Source organism: Pseudomonas sp. Marseille-Q5115 (assembly GCF_916618905.1).
In the GTDB taxonomy this organism is placed as follows: domain Bacteria; phylum Pseudomonadota; class Gammaproteobacteria; order Pseudomonadales; family Pseudomonadaceae; genus Aquipseudomonas; species Aquipseudomonas japonica_A.
In genome coordinates, this window is sequence record NZ_CAKAKI010000001.1 from 3,740,086 (window position 1) to 3,755,879 (window position 15,794).

A 15,794-nucleotide genomic window follows, 5' to 3' on the forward strand; every position below is an offset into this window, starting at 1 on the left:
TCAACGGTAAACGGTTAGCGCCAGCGCGCCGAAAATACAAAAGAACAGGCTCAGGCGCAGCAATGCGGGGTGCCAGAACCAGCGGTACACGTCCAGGCTGGCGAGCACGCGGTCCAGCACCCAGGCCAGGCCCATCGCCAGCAGCAACAGCACGGTCAAAACGGGCATATACACGCCATGGAAGGCTATTTCACGCGGCATGGGCGGTTCCTGACGAAGCTGGCAGTTCGGCCAGCGGTGAGCGGGGGTCAAGCAGGCTGCTGCGAATGAAGTGCAGGTAGCTCTGCACACGCCGCAGCACCGAGGTATCGAAATGCCGGGCGAAGGGCTCGTCTGCCTCGCGCACGCTGCCGATGGCCTGGTCCACCGCCGCCAGCGCTCGCTCGCGGTTCGCAGCCACCGGCTGGATGAACAACCGGATCAAGGCCCGCCCCATGGCGCGGATTGCCTGCCGCCACGGCTGGTTCTCGGCATACGCCGGGTGCACGAACAGGTCATCCTGCTCCCGGCGGATCTCGATCACCGCATGGCCTATCTCGAGCACCAGCAGCATCCAGCGCATCAAGTCACGCTGCACCCGCGGCTGGGCCGCAGCCAGCCCGTAAGCGTGGTGCACAATATCCCGCGCGCGGCTTTCGAAGCTGCTCGCCAGCCGCCGCGACTCACCACTGACCGCGAACACCATCAGGCGCCGTAGCTCGGATTCGAGCCGGCGCCACATCCAGCCGGCATTGGGCGGCAGGATGATCGCGCCCGCGGCGGCGCAGATCAGCATGCCGATCACCATGGCGATGTAGTCATTGATAAAGCCATAGGGGTTGTACACGGTCAGGTTGTCGGGGACCGAGCCGATCGAGAAGAAAATCAGCAAGCCCAGGCCATACCCTGCCAACGGTGGGCGCGAGGCGAGAAACGCACCGAAGGCGAATACCGGGGCCAGCACCAGGCACAACAGCGCGAACCCATCGATGTGCGGGTAAATGAAGAAGTGCTCGACAAAGCCTGTGCAGGCGCCGAGCAAGGTGCCGCAGGCCATCTGGAACGACATCCTTCGGGGGTTTGGCGTGGCCGCCGACAGGCCTACCGTCGCGGCCGCTACCAGCGTCATGGTGCCGCCGCTGGGCCAGGCGGTGGCGATCCAGTAACTCCCCAACCCCACCAGCACCAGCGCACCGCGGAACCCCGCCGCCAGGGAAGCCAGCCAGGATGTGTGCGTTGCATAGGGCTGGTCCCATTGTTCGCGCTCATGCCGATGGGACGCCAACGAGGCATGGGTCAAGGCGTAGCCGTGAAGGGTATCGGCAAAGCGGAACAGCAATTCGAACGCGGTGTGAAAGTCCAGCAAGTCTGCTTCGCTGGGGCTGGTCTCCAGAAAGCCGGCGCGCAGCGTGCGTACCTGCTCGGCGAAACCAGCCTGATGGTGCTCCAGCGCAACCGCCAGGCGGCTGGCATCGTCCACGGTCAGCGGCCGGCCACTGAACGGGGCGAGGCACGCGGCGAAACGCTCCAGCCCCGGCACGATGAAGTCGCGCACCTGGCCGTTATCGCGGGTGCGGGCGAGCAGCTGGTGCAGCGCATTGAAGCGGGTGGTCAGGGCCATGAATTCGCTGTTGAGCCGGCTCACGCGGCCGCTGCGCCGGCGCATATGCGGGTCTTCGAATGCCGTGGCGCTGCGCAGGCCTTCCAGCCCCACGGCCTCGGCGAGGAAGCGTACGTTGCTGGCTTCAAGCCCCTGATCGGTGGCCACCCCGCGCAAACCGTCCACCACCACGGCCGCGAATACGCCGAAGCGTTGATACAAGGCGTTGCGCATGGCAGCGCTCGCCGATTGGGGCAATACCGCGGCGCTTACGCTGGTGGCCACCAACAAGCCCAGACAGATCTCCAATACCCGCCAGGCGGCGGCGAAAAATGCGCCCTCCGGGTGGGCCAACACCGGCAGGCCGATCATCGCGGCGGTGTAGCCCGCCAACACAAAGCCATAACCACGGAAATTGCGCTGACGCACAGCCCCGGCCGAACACAGCCCTACCCACAGCGCCAGGCTGGGCAGGAATAGTTCGGTATTCTGAGGAAACAGCGCTATCAGCAGTACCGTCACCACAGCGCCAGCCAAAGTGCCCAGCAGCCGGTAAAAGCTTTTGGCGAACACCTGCCCGCTTTGCGGCTGCATCACGATAAACACCGTGATCATGGCTGTGCGCGGTTGGGGGAATTCCAGGCGCATGGCCAGCCACAGCGTGAGAAACGCTGCCAGCAATACCTTGAAGATGAACACCCAAGTCACACCATCGCTGCGTGCCCATTCCAGCCAACCGCGGTGTAACTGTTCGCCCAGCGGCATACGCGCTGTGGTCATGGCTGCACCGCGCCACGCACGGTATCAAGCCGGGTAAGCACGGCGGGCGTGGCAGGCGGGTTCAAGCGGTCGGCGGCGGGGGCATCCCGGCCAGCCTCCAAGCCACCTCCCAAGGCGGTGATCAGGTCGGCCTGGGCGGCGAGCCTGGAAGCCTGAACCTGCTGCTGTATGGTTTGCTGGCGCAGCAATGCGGTTTGCGCCTGCAGTACGTCAAGGTAGCCGGTAAGCCCGCGCTGCCAGCCCACCCGTGCCAAATCGTAGGCGCGCTGGGCATTGGCGACCGACTCATCAGCGAACGCCGCCTGATGCGTCAGTGATTCACCCCGAATCAACTGATCAGAAACGTCCCGCAACGCATCGGCCAGCACCTGCTTGTATTGCGCCACGGCCAAGTCATAGCCCGCCGCCGCTTCGCCCAACTCGGCGCGCAGGCGCCCGCCATCGAAGATCGGCAAGCTGAACGCAGGCCCCACGCTGTAACCCAGCTTGTTGCCGGTGAGAAATTCCAGCATGCCGCCGCCGGTGGTCATGTAGGCCAGGCTGGCGCCAAGGTTCACGTTCGGATAGAAGCCCGCGCGTGCCACGTCGATCCCGCGGGCCTGTGCCGCCACTTGCCAGCGACTGGCAACCACGTCCGGGCGCTGACCCAGCAATTGCGCAGGCAGGCCACTGGGCAAACCAAGGGGCGCGGCCAACTGCAAGCGGGGCCGCACAATAGCAGAGGCGTCTCCTGGCCCCTTGCCGGCCAAGGCCGCCAATTGGTTGCGGGCCTGGGCGATCTGCTCGTCGAGTTCGTCCAGCTGACGATGGGTTTCCGGAATCACGGTTTGCGCCTGGCTCACTTCCAGCTGAGTACCAATCCCCGCCCGCAACCGCTTGTTCGCCAGGTCCAACACCTGGGATTGCTGCGCCAACGTCGCCTGCAAGATGTCCTGCCTGGCATAGCTCAGCGCCATGCCGATGTACACGCGCACCACATCATGGGTCAGCGCCAAGTGGGCTTGCCGTACTTCGGCGGCGGCCTGGTGGGCGAGGTCCAGCGCACGCTCGCTGGCATTGCGGTCGCGGCCCCACAAATCGAAGTCGTAGCTCAGGCTGAGCCCGGCGTTGTTGTCCCAGGTGGTTTGATTGGCCAGGTCGCCCGGCCCGTAAAAGCCATCGGTTGGCCAGTTGCGACGGTGCAAGGCACCCTCGGCACTTAACTGCGGCGCCTCGCGTGCTTCGGCCAGCCCCGCGGCGGCGCGGGCCTGGCGCAATCGCGCGGAGGCTACCGCCAGGCTCGGGCTACCCTCAACCGCCATCGCCACCCATTGGTTCAATTGCGGGTCACCGAAGCCTTGCCACCACTGCGCGCTCGGCCAGCGTGCCTCTGTGGCCGCAGCGCGTATCGCTTCGTCGGTAGCCAGCTGATCAGGCGCGGGCACCTTGGCGTTCGGGGCGATGCCACCGGTGCCGACGCAGCCGCTTATACAGGTTGTAAACGCACAGGCAATAAGTGCTTCAAGCGCACGAGAAAAGCGACGCGGCACAGCGGCGGGTTCCGAAGAAGGGGGTTGGGCAGGGTACTTAGCGAGGCCATTCTAGGGTGCGCTTGAGCGGGCGATAAGCAGCACTTGTGGCGATTCTTTGTTACGCGCCTTGAGACAATCCAAGGCGATATCGAACCTTTGTAAAAAGCGGGCGCTAGCTCGCGTAAAAGGAAAAAGAACATGCGCAAGCTGCCCGGCTGGCCGGCCGCGCCGCTTCCCACAAGGTGGACAGCATATACAGCGCATGAAACCGTTAATGGATAAGCCAGGCAAGGGTTACGATTGTGTAACTTCATGCGACAATCGGCCGGTTCATTCAGAGAGCGAGCCATGGACACCCTGCAAAACATGCGCGCCTTCACCTGCGTGGCTGAAGCTGGCAGCTTCACCGCGGCGGCCGTGCAGCTGGACACCACTACTGCCAACATTTCCCGCGCCATTTCCAACCTCGAAGCACATTTGCAAACCCGGCTGCTTAACCGCACTACCCGGCGTATCGCCCTGACCGAGGCGGGCAAACGTTACCTGCTGCGTTGCGAGCAGATTCTGGCCTTCGTGGAGGAAGCGGAAGCCGAGGCGAGCGATGCGCACGCCCGCCCGGCTGGCCAACTGAAAGTGCATACCATGACCGGGATCGGCCAGCACTTCGTGATCGACGCCATTGCCCGGTACCGCAAGGTTCATCCGGACGTGACGTTCGACCTCACCCTGGCCAACCGCGTGCCGGACCTGCTTGACGAAGGCTATGACGTGTCCATCGTGCTGGCCAGCGAGCTGCCGGATTCAGGCTTTGTGTCGCAACGGCTGGGAATTACCTACAGCATCGTGTGCGCATCCCCCGACTATGTGAAAACCCATGGGGTGGCGCGTAAGCCCGGCGACCTGCGCAATCATGCCTGCCTGCGCCTGGTAAGCCCGGTGGTGCAACTCGAACGCTGGTTCTTCGATGGCCCGGAAGGCCAGGAGATGATCAACATCACCAACGCGCCCTTCCAGGTGAACTCGGCCGACGCCATGAAAACCGCAATTTCCAGCGGCATGGGCGTTGGGGTGCTGCCGATCTACGCGGCCATCGAAGGCCTGCGCAACGGCACGCTGGTGCGGATGATGCCCGAGTACCGCCTGCAAGAGCTCAACCTGTATGCCATCTACCCCTCGCGACAGTACCTGGATGCGAAGATCAAGACCTGGGTCGAATACTTGCGCGGCTCATTGCCCGACATCCTCGCCGCCCAGGACGCCGACCTGCGCAACCACGAGCAGGTCTTGAGCGGCAAGCTGTAAGCCACAAGCCGCAAGCTGTACGTTTCAAGCTGCAAGTGGCTTCACCGCGCACCGCTTCAAGCTTGCAGCTTGAGGCTTGCAACTTGTAGCTTTCCATCTCCCAGACAACCGGAAACCGTGCCCGATGAGAAAGACCGTACTCGCTTTCAGCCGCATCACCCCGCAGATGGTCGAACGCCTGGAACAGGATTTCGATGTGATCGTGCCTAACCCGAAACAGGGTGATGTGTCGGCACAGTTCAACGAGGCGCTGCCCAGGGCTCATGGCCTGATCGGCGCGGGCCGGCAGTTGGGTGAAGCCCAGCTCAAGGACGCCGCACAGCTGGAGGTGATTTCCAGCGTGTCGGTGGGTTACGACAACTACGACGTGGGCTACCTGACAGGCCGCGGCATTCAGCTGACGAACACACCTGATGTGCTGACCGAGAGCACGGCCGACCTGGGCTTTTCATTGATCATGGCCAGCGCGCGCCGCACCGCAGAGCTGGACGCCTGGACCAAGGCTGGTCAGTGGAAAGCCACTGTTGGCCCCGACCTGTTCGGCAGCGATGTGCACGGCAAAACCCTGGGCATCGTCGGCCTTGGCAATATTGGCGCAGCCATCGCACGGCGGGGCCGCCTGGGCTTCAACATGCCGGTGCTGTACAGCGGTAACAGCCGCAAGCCCGCCCTGGAAGCGGAACTGGGTGCAACCTTCTGCGAGCTTGATGAACTGCTGGCCAAGGCCGATTTCGTGTGCCTGGTGGTGCCGTTGAGCGAAAAAACCCGCCACCTGATCAGCCATCGCGAACTGGGGCTGATGAAAAAATCGGCGTTCCTGATCAACATCGCCCGCGGCCCGGTAGTAGACGAACCCGCGCTGGTCGAAGCCTTGCAGAACGGCACCATTCGCGGTGCCGGGTTGGACGTGTACGAGCGCGAGCCACTGGCGGAGTCGCCATTGTTCGCCTTGAAGAACGTTGTGACCCTGCCCCATATCGGTTCGGCCACCGGCGAAACCCGTGCCGCCATGGCAGAGCGGGCAATGGCGAACCTCACCGCCGCGCTCAAGGGCCAGCGCCCCACCGACCTGGTGAACCCTGACACCTTCAAAGGCTAGGTTCTGTACGAAAGAGTGGGGGCGGCTGGCTTGGCCACCCTCCCCTTGCTGAACACCAGTACGTTCCCACCCAGTACCAGCACCAGCCCGAACAGGGCCGGTGCGCTCCAGGTATAGCCTTCGTATCCGGCGGACACGTTCAAGGCCACGATCGGGAACAGCACCGTGCAGTACGCTGCCCGTTCCGCACCCAGGCGACCGACCAAGGTGAGGTAGGCGGTAAAGGCGATGACCGAGCCGGGGATAGCCAGGTACAGCAACGCCCCGACATACGCGGGTGCCAGGTCGAAGCCGAAGGGCGTACCACTGGCGACGCACCATGCGGCCAACATCATTGCGCCGTAACCCATGCCCCAGGCATTGCTGGTCGCGGGTCGAATGCCATTCTTCTGATGAAGGGTGGACAGCAGATTGCCCGCCGAAAAACACAACGTACCGAGCAGCGCCAGGCCCACGCCCATCAGTGTCTGCTGACCTGCGCCATGGCCGGCCACCTCAGGCCAGAACAGCAAACCAAGCCCTGCCAGGCCCAGTGCGCCACCGACTATCACCCGGGGGCTGATGCGCTGGCCGAACCACAGCCGAGCGTTCAGCGCATTCCAGACCGTAGAGGTAGAAAACACCACGGCCACCAGCCCGCTGGCGATGTATTGGCTGGCATGCAGGAAGCACACGAAGTTAAGGCAGAACAGGCACAGCCCCTGAGCAACGGCCAAACCGTGGCCACGCCGGCCCATGGGCTGCAACCGTCGGGTGGCCAGCAACACGGCAAACAACACGACAGCGGCCAGCGCGAAGCGGTAAACGATCGACGCGGCGATGGCTACCTCGCCCAGTTGCAGTTTGAGGGCGATCCAGGTGGTGCCCCAGATCAGCACCGTAAGCAGATAAAGCGCGATAGTCATTACCACCTCCATAATCTGGCGGCCAGTGTGAGGGTGTGACTGGAAGGCGCGCTTTCAGATTCCTGCGCTTTTGATTGGCGTGCTGCTGGTAAACACGCCGGGCCGCGTTAGGATGAACCACCCGGAAGGAGTGCCCCATGAAAGCCCTGCACGAGATCGACGTATTCGAAGCGCTGCGCCAGTCGCCGCACGCGCGCCTGGAGCAGCGGGCCGGGCTGGGCGATGGATTGGTGGCGGCAGTGTGGAACAACCGCAACGACGCGCGGCATTACCAGGGCCCCGGGCACCATACGCTCTCTTGCTACCTCGCCGGCGGCACTGGCACCCACCGCCGCGAGCGCCCGCAGCGTAACGGCGCCCCCGGCAAGCTCTGCGTATTGCCCGCCGGGCACGACTCGGCGTGGGTCATCAATGGGCCCATTCGGCTGGCGCATCTGTATTTCAGCGAGGAGCAATTCGCACTTGGGTGCATCGCTTTGTTCGACCGCGAGCCCCGTGCCCTGGCGTTGAACGAGCGCACCTTCGTGGATGACGCCGAACAGGCTCGCCGTTTCGCCCGCCTGGTGGCGCTGGACTGGAACGAGCCCGCCGAGCGCCTGCTCACCAGCAGCCTGGCCCATGAAATGCTGGGCCATGCCCTGCATACCCAGATAGCGCCGCGCAAGGTGTTCGAATTCAAAGGCGGCCTGGCGCCCGCGCAACGCCGCCACGTGCTCGAGTACATCGAAGCGAACCTTTCGGCGCCGCTAAGCCTGGGCGAACTGGCTGCGGTGTGCTGCTTGTCCGAATTCCATTTCGCCCGCATGTTCCGCCTCAGCCTGGGGGTGCCACCTCATCGTTTCGTGCTGGCGCGGCGCATTGCCATGGCCAAACGCTTGTTGGCCAACCGAACCCCGTTACTTGCTGATATCAGCCTTGCGTGCGGCTTTGCCAGCTCCAGCCACTTCAGTACTCGCTTCAGCCAGGCAGTGGGCATGGCCCCGGCGGCCTATCGCGCAGCGTTGGGCACGCCCACGCTTCAATAGGTACCGAACACCAGCGTGGCCGGCACCCCGCCGGTGGCCAGCGCCAATGCCATGCGCGGCCAGTAAGGTAACAACGCTACCAGCACCCCTGCGCTCGCCATCGCCAGCCCCACCGCGCGAACCAGCCCCATGGCCCAACCGGAAGAGGCAATCATCAGCGCCAACGCGACAGCCAGCAGCAGCACCCCTGACAATCGCAGCAGCCGCTTCCGCTGGCGGCCGGGCTTGGCGCCAAGCAGGTCCTGATGGTGGCGATCCATCGCCAGGCACAAGGCGCTGAACCCGGCGTAGCACAGTGAAGCCCCAAGCAGCATCAAGGCATCACCCGCGCAGGCCGAACCGGCGAGGCCTGCGCGGCCGAACGGCGCGCGACCTTGCGCGCCAGCCAGGCCAGCAGCACGGCAACCAGTACAGAGGTGAGGTCCACCCCGGCGGTTGCCCAGTCACCCTCGGCAACGGCAGTGGTCAAGCCCCGGCCTGTGTAGAAAATTCCAAGCACGGGCAAGGCCGCGAACATTACCGCCGCGGCACTGAGCTGCTCGACCCAGCCCCGCTGCTGCCCTTGACGCAGAACGGCATGGGCCAAGGTCAGGAGCCAGGTAAGGAAGAACACCCGAACCTCCCAGCCCGCGCGCTCCTGCAGTTGAACCGAGAGTAAACGATTGGCGCAGAAGAACGCCGCAACAGCCAACACCAGCCCCGCCATGCTTGCAAGGTTAAGCGTGGCGACACAGCGCACGCCAAACGGCGACTTCGGTTCGCGTGCGTACTTGAGCTGCCGCTTGCTCAGCCACAACACCAGGCCGGTACCGATCATCGCGGTGCCGCCCAGGCCGAAGATGAAATACAGCCAGCGCTCCGCCATATTCGCGAACTGCCCCATGTGCAGGCCATAGAACCCACCTGCCACCAACAAGGCCCCCTTGTCGGCAACGCTGCTGCCCAGCAGGGCCCCGGTAACACCGTCGAATGCCAGGCTGGCGCCAGGTACATAAGCGATGCGGTCGCCGGGATGGCGATAGAACACCACACGCGCGGCACCGTCGCCCGGGTTTTGTACCTCTACCCGGGCAAACCGCGCGCCAGGCCACTCGGCCATCGCCTCGTCATACAGCCGGGGCAGCGATGCCGCCGAAGCTGGCTGCCCGGATGCGGCCCCTGGGAACGCGTTAGGGAACACATCCTGATAAAAAGCGGCGGGCGCCCCTTTATAGACAGTGAACAGGGTGGCGGGCAGCAGCATTGCCATGAATATCACCAACCCGCTGTACGTGATCATCAGGTGAAACGGAAGGGCCAGCACGCCCACGGCGTTGTGACCGTCAAGCCAGGAGCGTTGCCCCTTGCCGGGGCGGAAGGTGAAGAACTCCTTGAAGATCTTTTTGTGGGTAATGATGCCGCTCACCATGGTAACGAGCATCGCCAAGGCGGCAAAGCTCGCGACCCAGCGGCCAAACGGGTAGCCAAGCTCCAGTTCGTAATGGAAGCGGTAGAAAAAGTCGCCGCCTTTGCTGTCCCGAACCGCCAGTAACTGCCCAGTGGCCGGGTCCAGCAACTTGCTGATAAAGGCCCCGCCCTGTTCGGCTGGCGCCTGCCACATCACTTCCAGCCCCGGGCGGCGATCGTCGGGGGGCATGATGTACCAGTTCGACGCGCCAGGCGCCGCCTGCTGCATGAAGGCTTGGGCATACCCAAGCGCCGCACGGGTGTCGAGCGGGCGCACGGGTACTTCCGGCTGCGCCCAATGGGTGACTTCGTCCTTGAAATAGCTGAGCGTACCGGTAAGAAACATCGCGAACAGCAGCCAGCCAAAGGTCAGCCCCAGCCAGGTATGCAGCCAGGCCATCGCCTGCCGAAAGCTTTCTCTCATGCGGTCGCAATCCGATACAAGCCGATGTCTGCCACTGCGAGCACCAGCGTGCCGGCGCCTATGCCCAGCCAGGCCCTGGCCGCGCTGCGGCAGGCGAATACCCAGAGGGTTGCGGCCACATAGATCACCAGGCCCAGCATCATCGCACCCGCTGCTGCCTGCGCCGGCGGGCTGGGCCATACCGCGCCCACAAAAGCACTGGCGGCGGTGGTGAGCGCGTAGCCACCGAGGCTGGCGGCCAGGCAGCGGGACAACACACCCAGCCGATAACGGGCGGGAACGGGGGCAGGCTTTTTCATGGGCAGCCGATCAAGGCGGAGGCGGAGCGTGCGATTCTATTGATAAACATTCTCATAAGCAAAGAAACCTCATGCGCGCGCACCGCCGCAGTGCGGATCCTTGCCAAGGAGGGGGATAGATGCCCGAAGGGTAGCGTGCTAATAGATGTTAAATAGCCATACCGCTCAATGGCTTAACGCCACTTTTCAAGGCAGGGCCCCATGGAGCCGGCCATTGCCGAGGGTAACGTAGATAAAGGCCAGGCCACGGCACGCGCCTTGCACATCACGGGTACAAGCTAGCAGCAAGGGCTTGAGGGTTGATCGTGGGGTTGAACCGACGGTCAGGATCGCGAGAACTATCACTGGCCGCCCCAGTCAATAGGTGCAGTCTCGACCAGTCAGGTGAAGTATGGACAACCCCTTTCAGATCATCAGCGAAGCATTTCAACCCGACTACCGCGTGAACCTGAGTATTCAGGGCCTCGACGGGACTATCATGCTCACCTTGTCCAACGAGACGGGGATGGTCGCCAAGCGGATGATCAGCCCTGCCCAGCGCAACGATCCCAAGCGCTTGCAGCGGTTGATCGAAAGCATCAAGTTCGGCATTGCCATCGAGCACGGTGGCAGCGCGATGGAGATGCTCACGGCAATGACCGACGGCAGCCGCCAGCCTCTACTTCCTCAAGGCACCGGCGCCACCGCCTGGCGCGCCGAACACACAGCGGCGCGCGGCGCGGGCTTGTAACCCAGCCCGCAAGGCACTGGCTGAAGGCTGACTCAGGTTTCGCCCTTCTCCAGCTCCACCACTTCGACCTTGCCCGCTCGCTTGCGCTGAGGGCCCTCGATCTTGATCGACGGGAACCGCGACGACGCGTAGCGCACCACCAGAATCGCGAATGCCAGCAGCAGAATCGCGCCTGACAGGTACACCACCCCAAGGTCTGCTGGCGCGTGGTGGGACACGTCGGAAATCAGCAGGCGGGTGAGTGCGGTGATCGCTACGTAGATCAGGAAACGCACAGGCATGTGGTTGGTCTTGAAATAGATCCCCACCATGGCGCCCAGCTCCAGGTAGATGAACAGCAACAGGATGTCGTCCACGCTGATCGAGCCCTTTTCGAGCATCTGCAGGAACGCCATAACCGCCGCCCAGGCGGTGACCCCGCCGATGGCGAACAACGCCAGGTAATGAAACCCTTCTACCAGCAGGTTCCCCAGCGACTCCGCGCAGTCATGCACGCGCCCTCGCAACGCGTCGGCCCAATTGATCTTCACTGTCTATCATCCTTCTGCGGTGACCCGGGCAGCGTGCCCGACCGGTGTTACAACAGATGGCGCATGCAGAATCAAGGCCACAGGCTTGCCTGCGCGCTCATGACACTGTATAAATAACCAGCATATGCACCTACACGCTTGAGAGGCCCTCATGGCTGTTGAAGTCCTGTACCGAAGTACTCGTGACCTGGAGACCATATTCTTGGATAGGAAACTCGCAGACGCTCACGATCAAATGCTGGAACTGGCCGAAGTGGTCGGCCAGGTTCTGGAAAAGAACATCGAAGGCCTGAGCGAGAACCAGGCCGAGGAAATCGGTATTTTCCTCGCGAAAAACCGCGCCGTCTTCGCCGCGGCGTTCAAGAGCAATGTCGAGGCACTCGCAGAGCTCAAATAGCCCCTGGCTTCATGCCTTGGCAATGCTCGCCCGCAAGGGGGTGCGCCTGGCCATTGCCGCCAGCAGCGCCAAGGTGCCGAGCGTCAAGGCGCCTCCGAACGCCCAGAGCCCGCTTGCCGGCGTAAAGTGGTCCGCGATCAGCCCGGTGAACACCACGGGCACGCTGAAGCCTGCATAGGCCAACAGGAAAAAGCCCGCACTGGCACGGGGCATTTCCGCGCCAGCCTGGGCGGCAATCGCGCCCAACCCGCCGAGGTAAATGAACCCGTAGCAGGCACTACTGGCCGCGACCGTACCCGCCAGCACCACCGCCAGTTGGCCATTCAGTGCGCCCCAAGCAATCAGGGCGTAACTCGGCGGCAGTATGGCCAGGCCAAGCGCCACGGCACGGCGTGCAGGCATTCGCCGCGCCAGCGGCTGGAACATCAGTCCGCAGCTGATCACGCTGAATGTCGAAAAGCCCGCCCACGCTCCCAATCCGGCCGCCTGCAATACGGAGGGAAGAATGGCGATCACCACGCCCGATGTCGCCCAGGCCAGCAGAATGGCAAGCCCATATCCCACGCACCCCGCCGGGTAACAGGGCAGGCGTACCATGGCTGAAGCGCGACGGGGCGCGGGGTCGGGCAGCTTGAGCATTAGCATCAGGGCCAGGCCGGCGAGCACCAGCTGTATCCAGAAACTGGCAGGTGCCAGCCCTGGCGTGTGCAACAGGCATACGCTGGTTGCCGCAGCGCCCAAGCCAAACCCCAGCGATGTGCTGGCCGTGACCCAACTGGCGGCACGGGCCGCGCCCTGGCGTTCCAGCGCCAGCAGTTCGGTCATATAGGCAATGCCTGTGGCCGATGCAAGCGCGGTGCCTAGCCCCAGCAAGCTGCGGGCGATAGCGAGGCTGTAAAGGCCAGGCGCCTGTAATAGCAATAATGTCGCCAGCATCGACAGGGCGAGCGCAGTCACGATCAAAGGTTTACGGCCCACCCGGTCCGCTAGCCCGCCCAACAGGAGCAACACCAGCAACACACCTAATACGTATGCCGCAAATGCAACGGCCGTAGCCCCGGCGCCAGCGCCCGACAGCTGCGCATACGCAGGGTACAGCGGCGCTGGCAGGTTGACCGCAGCCGTGATCAGGCATAGCGCTATACACAACAGGCGAGCAGGCAAGCGGGTCATCGAGGCGTTCCAGTAACAGGGGACTGCAGGCTAGCGCCGGGGTGTTTTTTAACAAGGCACAGTGGTGCGAGATCGTGATTAACTGTGTGGCGAAAACTTCCGTACAGTGGATGACGCATGCAGCTAGGCCTTGATCGCGAGTCTGATAATCCCCTCGTCGAGCAGATCGTTCGCGCACTTGCCCGCTGGCTGATGGAGGGCAAGGTCCGTGCTGGCGCGCGCATGCCCTCTATTCGGCAACTGGCCACGGACAATAAGGTGAGCCCTTCGAGCGTGGTAGAAGCCTATGCCCGGCTGGTAGCGCAAGGCGCAGTGGTGCCTCGCCAAGGCAGTGGCTTTTTCGCCAGTGAATCGCCCGCCAGCGTCGTCAGCGAACAGCCTGGCAACCTTGAAGACCCTCGCTGGGCTCAATTCGACGCCTCTCCTGCCCTGCTCCGCCTGGGCTGTGGATGGGTGCCGACTGACTGGCGGGACGCCGACTGCCTCGGCCATGCCATCCGCCGCGTCACGCGTGAAGACCCAACCGCCCTGTTCAGCTACAACTCGCCCATGGGCCTTCCGGCATTACGCACACAGTTACAACGGCGCCTGTCGCAGGTGCATATCCATGCCCAAACGCAACAAATACTGACCACCCAAGGGGCCAGCCATGCGCTCGACCTTATCGTGCGCACGCTCCTTCGCCCCGGCGATACGGTGATCGTGGAGGATCCGGGCTACTACAACCTGTTCAACCTGCTGGCGCTGCATCAGGTTCAAGTGCTAGCCGTTCCTCGCGGAAAAGAGGGCCCTGACCCCGACAGGCTGGAAGCTCTCCTGCGCGATCATCGGCCGAAGCTCATGTTCGTGAACAGCATGTATCAGAACCCCACCGGGACGAGCCTGTCTCCTCGAGTGGCGCATCGCCTGCTGAGGTTGGCCGAGCAACGCGATTTTCTGCTGGTCGAGGACGATATCTATGCAGATTTCCAGAACGGCCCAAGCACCCGGTTGGCTGCGTTGGATGGCCTGAACCGCGTGATTTACCTCGCCAGCTTCTCCAAAACCCTCAGTTGTTCGCTGCGGGTAGGCTATGTGGTCGGCCCGCTGACGGTAACGCCACGGCTGGCGGAGGTAGCCCAAGCCACCGGCCTGGGCACACAGCGTTTTGCCGAGAGCGTGGTAGCGACCCTGCTCGCGAGCGGCGCCTGGCGCAAGTCACTGGAGCGCCTGCGCCAGCGCCTCGCCAGCTCCATGGCGCATACGCTGAAATGCCTGGCGGAGCACCGCTGGGAGGTGTTCGCCGAACCCCAAGGGGGCATGTTCGTGTGGGCCAGGCACCCGGGGGCCACGCCTGGGGAGTACATGGCCAAGGCGGCTGCACTGGGCATACTGCTTACCCCGGGCGACGCTTTCCGACCCGCCGGGCAACCTACCGAGTGGTTGCGATTGAACGTTGCCTATTGCGCGGACCCGCGGGCCCGGGCGTTCTTCAAGGCAGTGGCGACGCCCAGGCGCGGCTGACGCTACGCTAGCCTTCGCCGCCGTACACCAGCCGCTCGGCGATCTCTTGCGCCACCCGGGCAGGCGAGCGATGCGTAGCCTGTGCCTGGGAGTAGATATCGGTCAGCCGCGCACCGATCCGGCTGAGGTGAGGGGCAATCGCGGTGAGGTCGACACTCTGGTATTGCAGCGCTACCTGGATCAGGCCGCCCGCGTTGATGACGTAGTCAGGCGCGTACAGAATGCCACGGCTTTCCAATTGGTCGGCCACCTCAAGCGACGTGAGCTGCGCATTGGCCGAGCCGGCGACCGCGGCACACCTCAGCTGGGCGACGGTCTTGGGGCTGAGCAAGCCGCCATTGGCACAGGGTGCGAAGATGTCGCAGGGGGTAGTAGGCAGCGCATCGCCAGCAATCGGCCGGGCGTTGAACTGCTCTACCGCCAGCTGCACTTTGCCAGCGTCCGTGTCGCAGACCAACAGCTCGGCGCCTGCCGCGTACAGGTGTTCGGCCAGGCTGTAACCCACATGCCCGAGGCCCTGGATGGCCACCCGTAGCCCTTCGAGGTTATCGCTGCCCAGCCTGGCCATGGCCGTGCTGCGTATGCCGGCAAACACACCCAGGGCGGTGTGCGCCGAGGGATCGCCGGCTGCCGTGGTACTCGTCACATACTTCGTGGCCTGCGCCACGCAGTCCATGTCAGCCGTACTGGTGCCACTGTCCACGGCCGTGATGTAACGCCCTTGCAGGCTGTCGACGAAGCGTCCGAAGGCTTCGAACAGCTTCGCACGGTCCTCTACATGGGGCCCACGCAAGATCACTGCCTTGCCGCCATTGAACGGCAAGCCCGCCAGCGCAGCCTTGTAGGTCATGGTTTCGGCCAGGCGAATGGCATCGGTAAGTGCACTTTCGTCGTCGGGATAGGCCAGGTAACGGCAGCCTCCAATGGCTGGCAACGGCCGCCCGGCATGTACGGCGATGATTGCCCGCAGCCCTGTAACCGGATCGACGGTCAGGTGCACGGTTTCCACGCGGGTGCGTTGCATCAGCGCGAGCATGGGAATGCTTCCGAATAGGCGGTATTGGCAAGAGTATAGGTGGCCCGCGACAGCT

At 63.7% G+C, this 15,794-nt stretch carries 16 protein-coding genes; 6 read left to right on the plus strand and 10 right to left on the minus strand.

Annotation, left to right across the window (positions count from 1 at the left end; all coding sequences use genetic code 11):
* From LG385_RS17090 to LG385_RS17100, 3 genes are read right to left on the minus strand one after another with little or no spacing between them, the layout of a single operon-like run.
* The gene (locus LG385_RS17090; protein WP_181117073.1) at positions 1-201 is read right to left on the minus strand and encodes a DUF1656 domain-containing protein; all 201 of its coding nucleotides are present in this window, start codon (positions 199-201) and stop codon (positions 1-3) included.
* Entirely contained in the window at positions 191-2,359 is a 2,169-nt protein-coding gene (locus LG385_RS17095; RefSeq protein WP_225775225.1) for an FUSC family protein, read from the minus strand. The genes LG385_RS17090 and LG385_RS17095 overlap by 11 nt, the downstream gene beginning before the upstream one ends.
* Positions 2,356-3,888, minus strand: coding sequence for an efflux transporter outer membrane subunit (locus tag LG385_RS17100; RefSeq protein ID WP_225775226.1), 1,533 nt, complete (start codon positions 3,886-3,888; stop codon positions 2,356-2,358). Before LG385_RS17100 ends, LG385_RS17095 begins: the two co-directional genes overlap by 4 nt.
* A gap of 330 nt (positions 3,889-4,218) precedes the next feature.
* On the opposite strand from LG385_RS17100, the gene LG385_RS17105 reads away from it, so the two are divergent.
* Both LG385_RS17105 and LG385_RS17110 read left to right on the plus strand, forming a co-directional pair.
* The gene (locus tag LG385_RS17105) at positions 4,219-5,172 is read left to right on the plus strand and encodes a LysR family transcriptional regulator (RefSeq protein WP_181117070.1); all 954 of its coding nucleotides are present in this window, start codon (positions 4,219-4,221) and stop codon (positions 5,170-5,172) included.
* Between the two features lie 124 nt (positions 5,173-5,296).
* Positions 5,297-6,271, plus strand: a complete 975-nt coding sequence (locus LG385_RS17110; protein WP_225775227.1) for a 2-hydroxyacid dehydrogenase — start codon at positions 5,297-5,299, stop codon at positions 6,269-6,271.
* Here the strand turns inward: LG385_RS17110 and LG385_RS17115 are convergent.
* Entirely contained in the window at positions 6,268-7,176 is a 909-nt protein-coding gene (locus tag LG385_RS17115) for a DMT family transporter (RefSeq protein ID WP_225775228.1), read from the minus strand. The genes LG385_RS17110 and LG385_RS17115 overlap by 4 nt on opposite strands.
* A 137-nt stretch (positions 7,177-7,313) precedes the next feature.
* Here LG385_RS17115 and LG385_RS17120 point away from each other — a divergent pair, with 137 nt between their 5' ends.
* Positions 7,314-8,201: a helix-turn-helix domain-containing protein gene (locus tag LG385_RS17120; RefSeq protein WP_225775229.1), complete on the plus strand. Its 888-nt coding sequence runs from the start codon at positions 7,314-7,316 to the stop codon at positions 8,199-8,201.
* Here the strand turns inward: LG385_RS17120 and LG385_RS17125 are convergent.
* Genes LG385_RS17125 through LG385_RS17135 form a run of 3 tightly spaced genes read right to left on the minus strand, consistent with a single transcriptional unit; the run spans position 8,195 to position 10,370 of the window.
* On the minus strand, positions 8,195-8,515 hold the full coding sequence (locus LG385_RS17125) for a DUF3325 domain-containing protein (RefSeq protein ID WP_225775230.1): 321 nt from the start codon (positions 8,513-8,515) through the stop codon (positions 8,195-8,197). The two genes, LG385_RS17120 and LG385_RS17125, sit on opposite strands and share 7 nt — an antisense overlap.
* Positions 8,515-10,071, minus strand: a complete 1,557-nt coding sequence (locus LG385_RS17130; RefSeq protein ID WP_225775231.1) for a PepSY-associated TM helix domain-containing protein — start codon at positions 10,069-10,071, stop codon at positions 8,515-8,517. Before LG385_RS17130 ends, LG385_RS17125 begins: the two co-directional genes overlap by 1 nt.
* Complete coding sequence (locus LG385_RS17135) at positions 10,068-10,370, minus strand: DUF3649 domain-containing protein (protein WP_225775232.1); 303 nt, start codon at positions 10,368-10,370, stop codon at positions 10,068-10,070. Before LG385_RS17135 ends, LG385_RS17130 begins: the two co-directional genes overlap by 4 nt.
* Before the next feature lie 391 nt (positions 10,371-10,761).
* Between LG385_RS17135 and LG385_RS17140 the strand changes: the two genes are divergently transcribed.
* Positions 10,762-11,100, plus strand: a complete 339-nt coding sequence (locus LG385_RS17140) for a DUF3509 domain-containing protein (RefSeq protein WP_225775233.1) — start codon at positions 10,762-10,764, stop codon at positions 11,098-11,100.
* 32 nt (positions 11,101-11,132) lie between these two features.
* Here the strand turns inward: LG385_RS17140 and LG385_RS17145 are convergent, their stop codons facing one another.
* Positions 11,133-11,630: a phosphate-starvation-inducible protein PsiE gene (locus LG385_RS17145; protein ID WP_225775234.1), complete on the minus strand. Its 498-nt coding sequence runs from the start codon at positions 11,628-11,630 to the stop codon at positions 11,133-11,135.
* Between the two features lie 151 nt (positions 11,631-11,781).
* On the opposite strand from LG385_RS17145, the gene LG385_RS17150 reads away from it, so the two are divergent.
* Positions 11,782-12,027: a YebG family protein gene (locus tag LG385_RS17150; RefSeq protein ID WP_181117061.1), complete on the plus strand. Its 246-nt coding sequence runs from the start codon at positions 11,782-11,784 to the stop codon at positions 12,025-12,027.
* Positions 12,028-12,036: 9 nt separating this feature from the next.
* Here LG385_RS17150 and LG385_RS17155 read toward each other — a convergent pair whose 3' ends face one another.
* Entirely contained in the window at positions 12,037-13,200 is a 1,164-nt protein-coding gene (locus LG385_RS17155; RefSeq protein WP_225775235.1) for an MFS transporter, read from the minus strand.
* A 117-nt stretch (positions 13,201-13,317) separates the two neighbouring features.
* On the opposite strand from LG385_RS17155, the gene LG385_RS17160 reads away from it, so the two are divergent.
* Positions 13,318-14,703 (plus strand): PLP-dependent aminotransferase family protein, encoded by a 1,386-nt coding sequence (locus tag LG385_RS17160; protein WP_225775236.1) that lies wholly within the window; start codon positions 13,318-13,320, stop codon positions 14,701-14,703.
* Between the two features lie 7 nt (positions 14,704-14,710).
* On the opposite strand, the gene LG385_RS17165 is transcribed toward LG385_RS17160, so the two are convergent.
* The gene (locus tag LG385_RS17165; protein ID WP_225775237.1) at positions 14,711-15,739 is read right to left on the minus strand and encodes a Glu/Leu/Phe/Val dehydrogenase family protein; all 1,029 of its coding nucleotides are present in this window, start codon (positions 15,737-15,739) and stop codon (positions 14,711-14,713) included.
* Between the last annotated feature and the right edge of the window lie 55 nt (positions 15,740-15,794).

What these genes read in the sequence shown, in the direction of transcription:
- LG385_RS17090 (WP_181117073.1), bottom strand. Translation starts at nt 201, where the DNA reads ATGCCGCGTGAAATAGCCTTCCATGGCGTGTATATGCCCGTTTTGACC.
- LG385_RS17095 (WP_225775225.1), bottom strand. Translation starts at nt 2,359, where the DNA reads ATGACCACAGCGCGTATGCCGCTGGGCGAACAGTTACACCGCGGTTGG.
- LG385_RS17105 (WP_181117070.1), top strand. Translation starts at nt 4,219, where the DNA reads ATGGACACCCTGCAAAACATGCGCGCCTTCACCTGCGTGGCTGAAGCT.
- LG385_RS17110 (WP_225775227.1), top strand. Translation starts at nt 5,297, where the DNA reads ATGAGAAAGACCGTACTCGCTTTCAGCCGCATCACCCCGCAGATGGTC.
- LG385_RS17115 (WP_225775228.1), bottom strand. Translation starts at nt 7,176, where the DNA reads ATGACTATCGCGCTTTATCTGCTTACGGTGCTGATCTGGGGCACCACC.
- LG385_RS17120 (WP_225775229.1), top strand. Translation starts at nt 7,314, where the DNA reads ATGAAAGCCCTGCACGAGATCGACGTATTCGAAGCGCTGCGCCAGTCG.
- LG385_RS17125 (WP_225775230.1), bottom strand. Translation starts at nt 8,515, where the DNA reads ATGCTGCTTGGGGCTTCACTGTGCTACGCCGGGTTCAGCGCCTTGTGC.
- LG385_RS17130 (WP_225775231.1), bottom strand. Translation starts at nt 10,071, where the DNA reads ATGAGAGAAAGCTTTCGGCAGGCGATGGCCTGGCTGCATACCTGGCTG.
- LG385_RS17135 (WP_225775232.1), bottom strand. Translation starts at nt 10,370, where the DNA reads ATGAAAAAGCCTGCCCCCGTTCCCGCCCGTTATCGGCTGGGTGTGTTG.
- LG385_RS17140 (WP_225775233.1), top strand. Translation starts at nt 10,762, where the DNA reads ATGGACAACCCCTTTCAGATCATCAGCGAAGCATTTCAACCCGACTAC.
- LG385_RS17150 (WP_181117061.1), top strand. Translation starts at nt 11,782, where the DNA reads ATGGCTGTTGAAGTCCTGTACCGAAGTACTCGTGACCTGGAGACCATA.
- LG385_RS17155 (WP_225775235.1), bottom strand. Translation starts at nt 13,200, where the DNA reads ATGACCCGCTTGCCTGCTCGCCTGTTGTGTATAGCGCTATGCCTGATC.
- LG385_RS17160 (WP_225775236.1), top strand. Translation starts at nt 13,318, where the DNA reads ATGCAGCTAGGCCTTGATCGCGAGTCTGATAATCCCCTCGTCGAGCAG.
- LG385_RS17165 (WP_225775237.1), bottom strand. Translation starts at nt 15,739, where the DNA reads ATGCTCGCGCTGATGCAACGCACCCGCGTGGAAACCGTGCACCTGACC.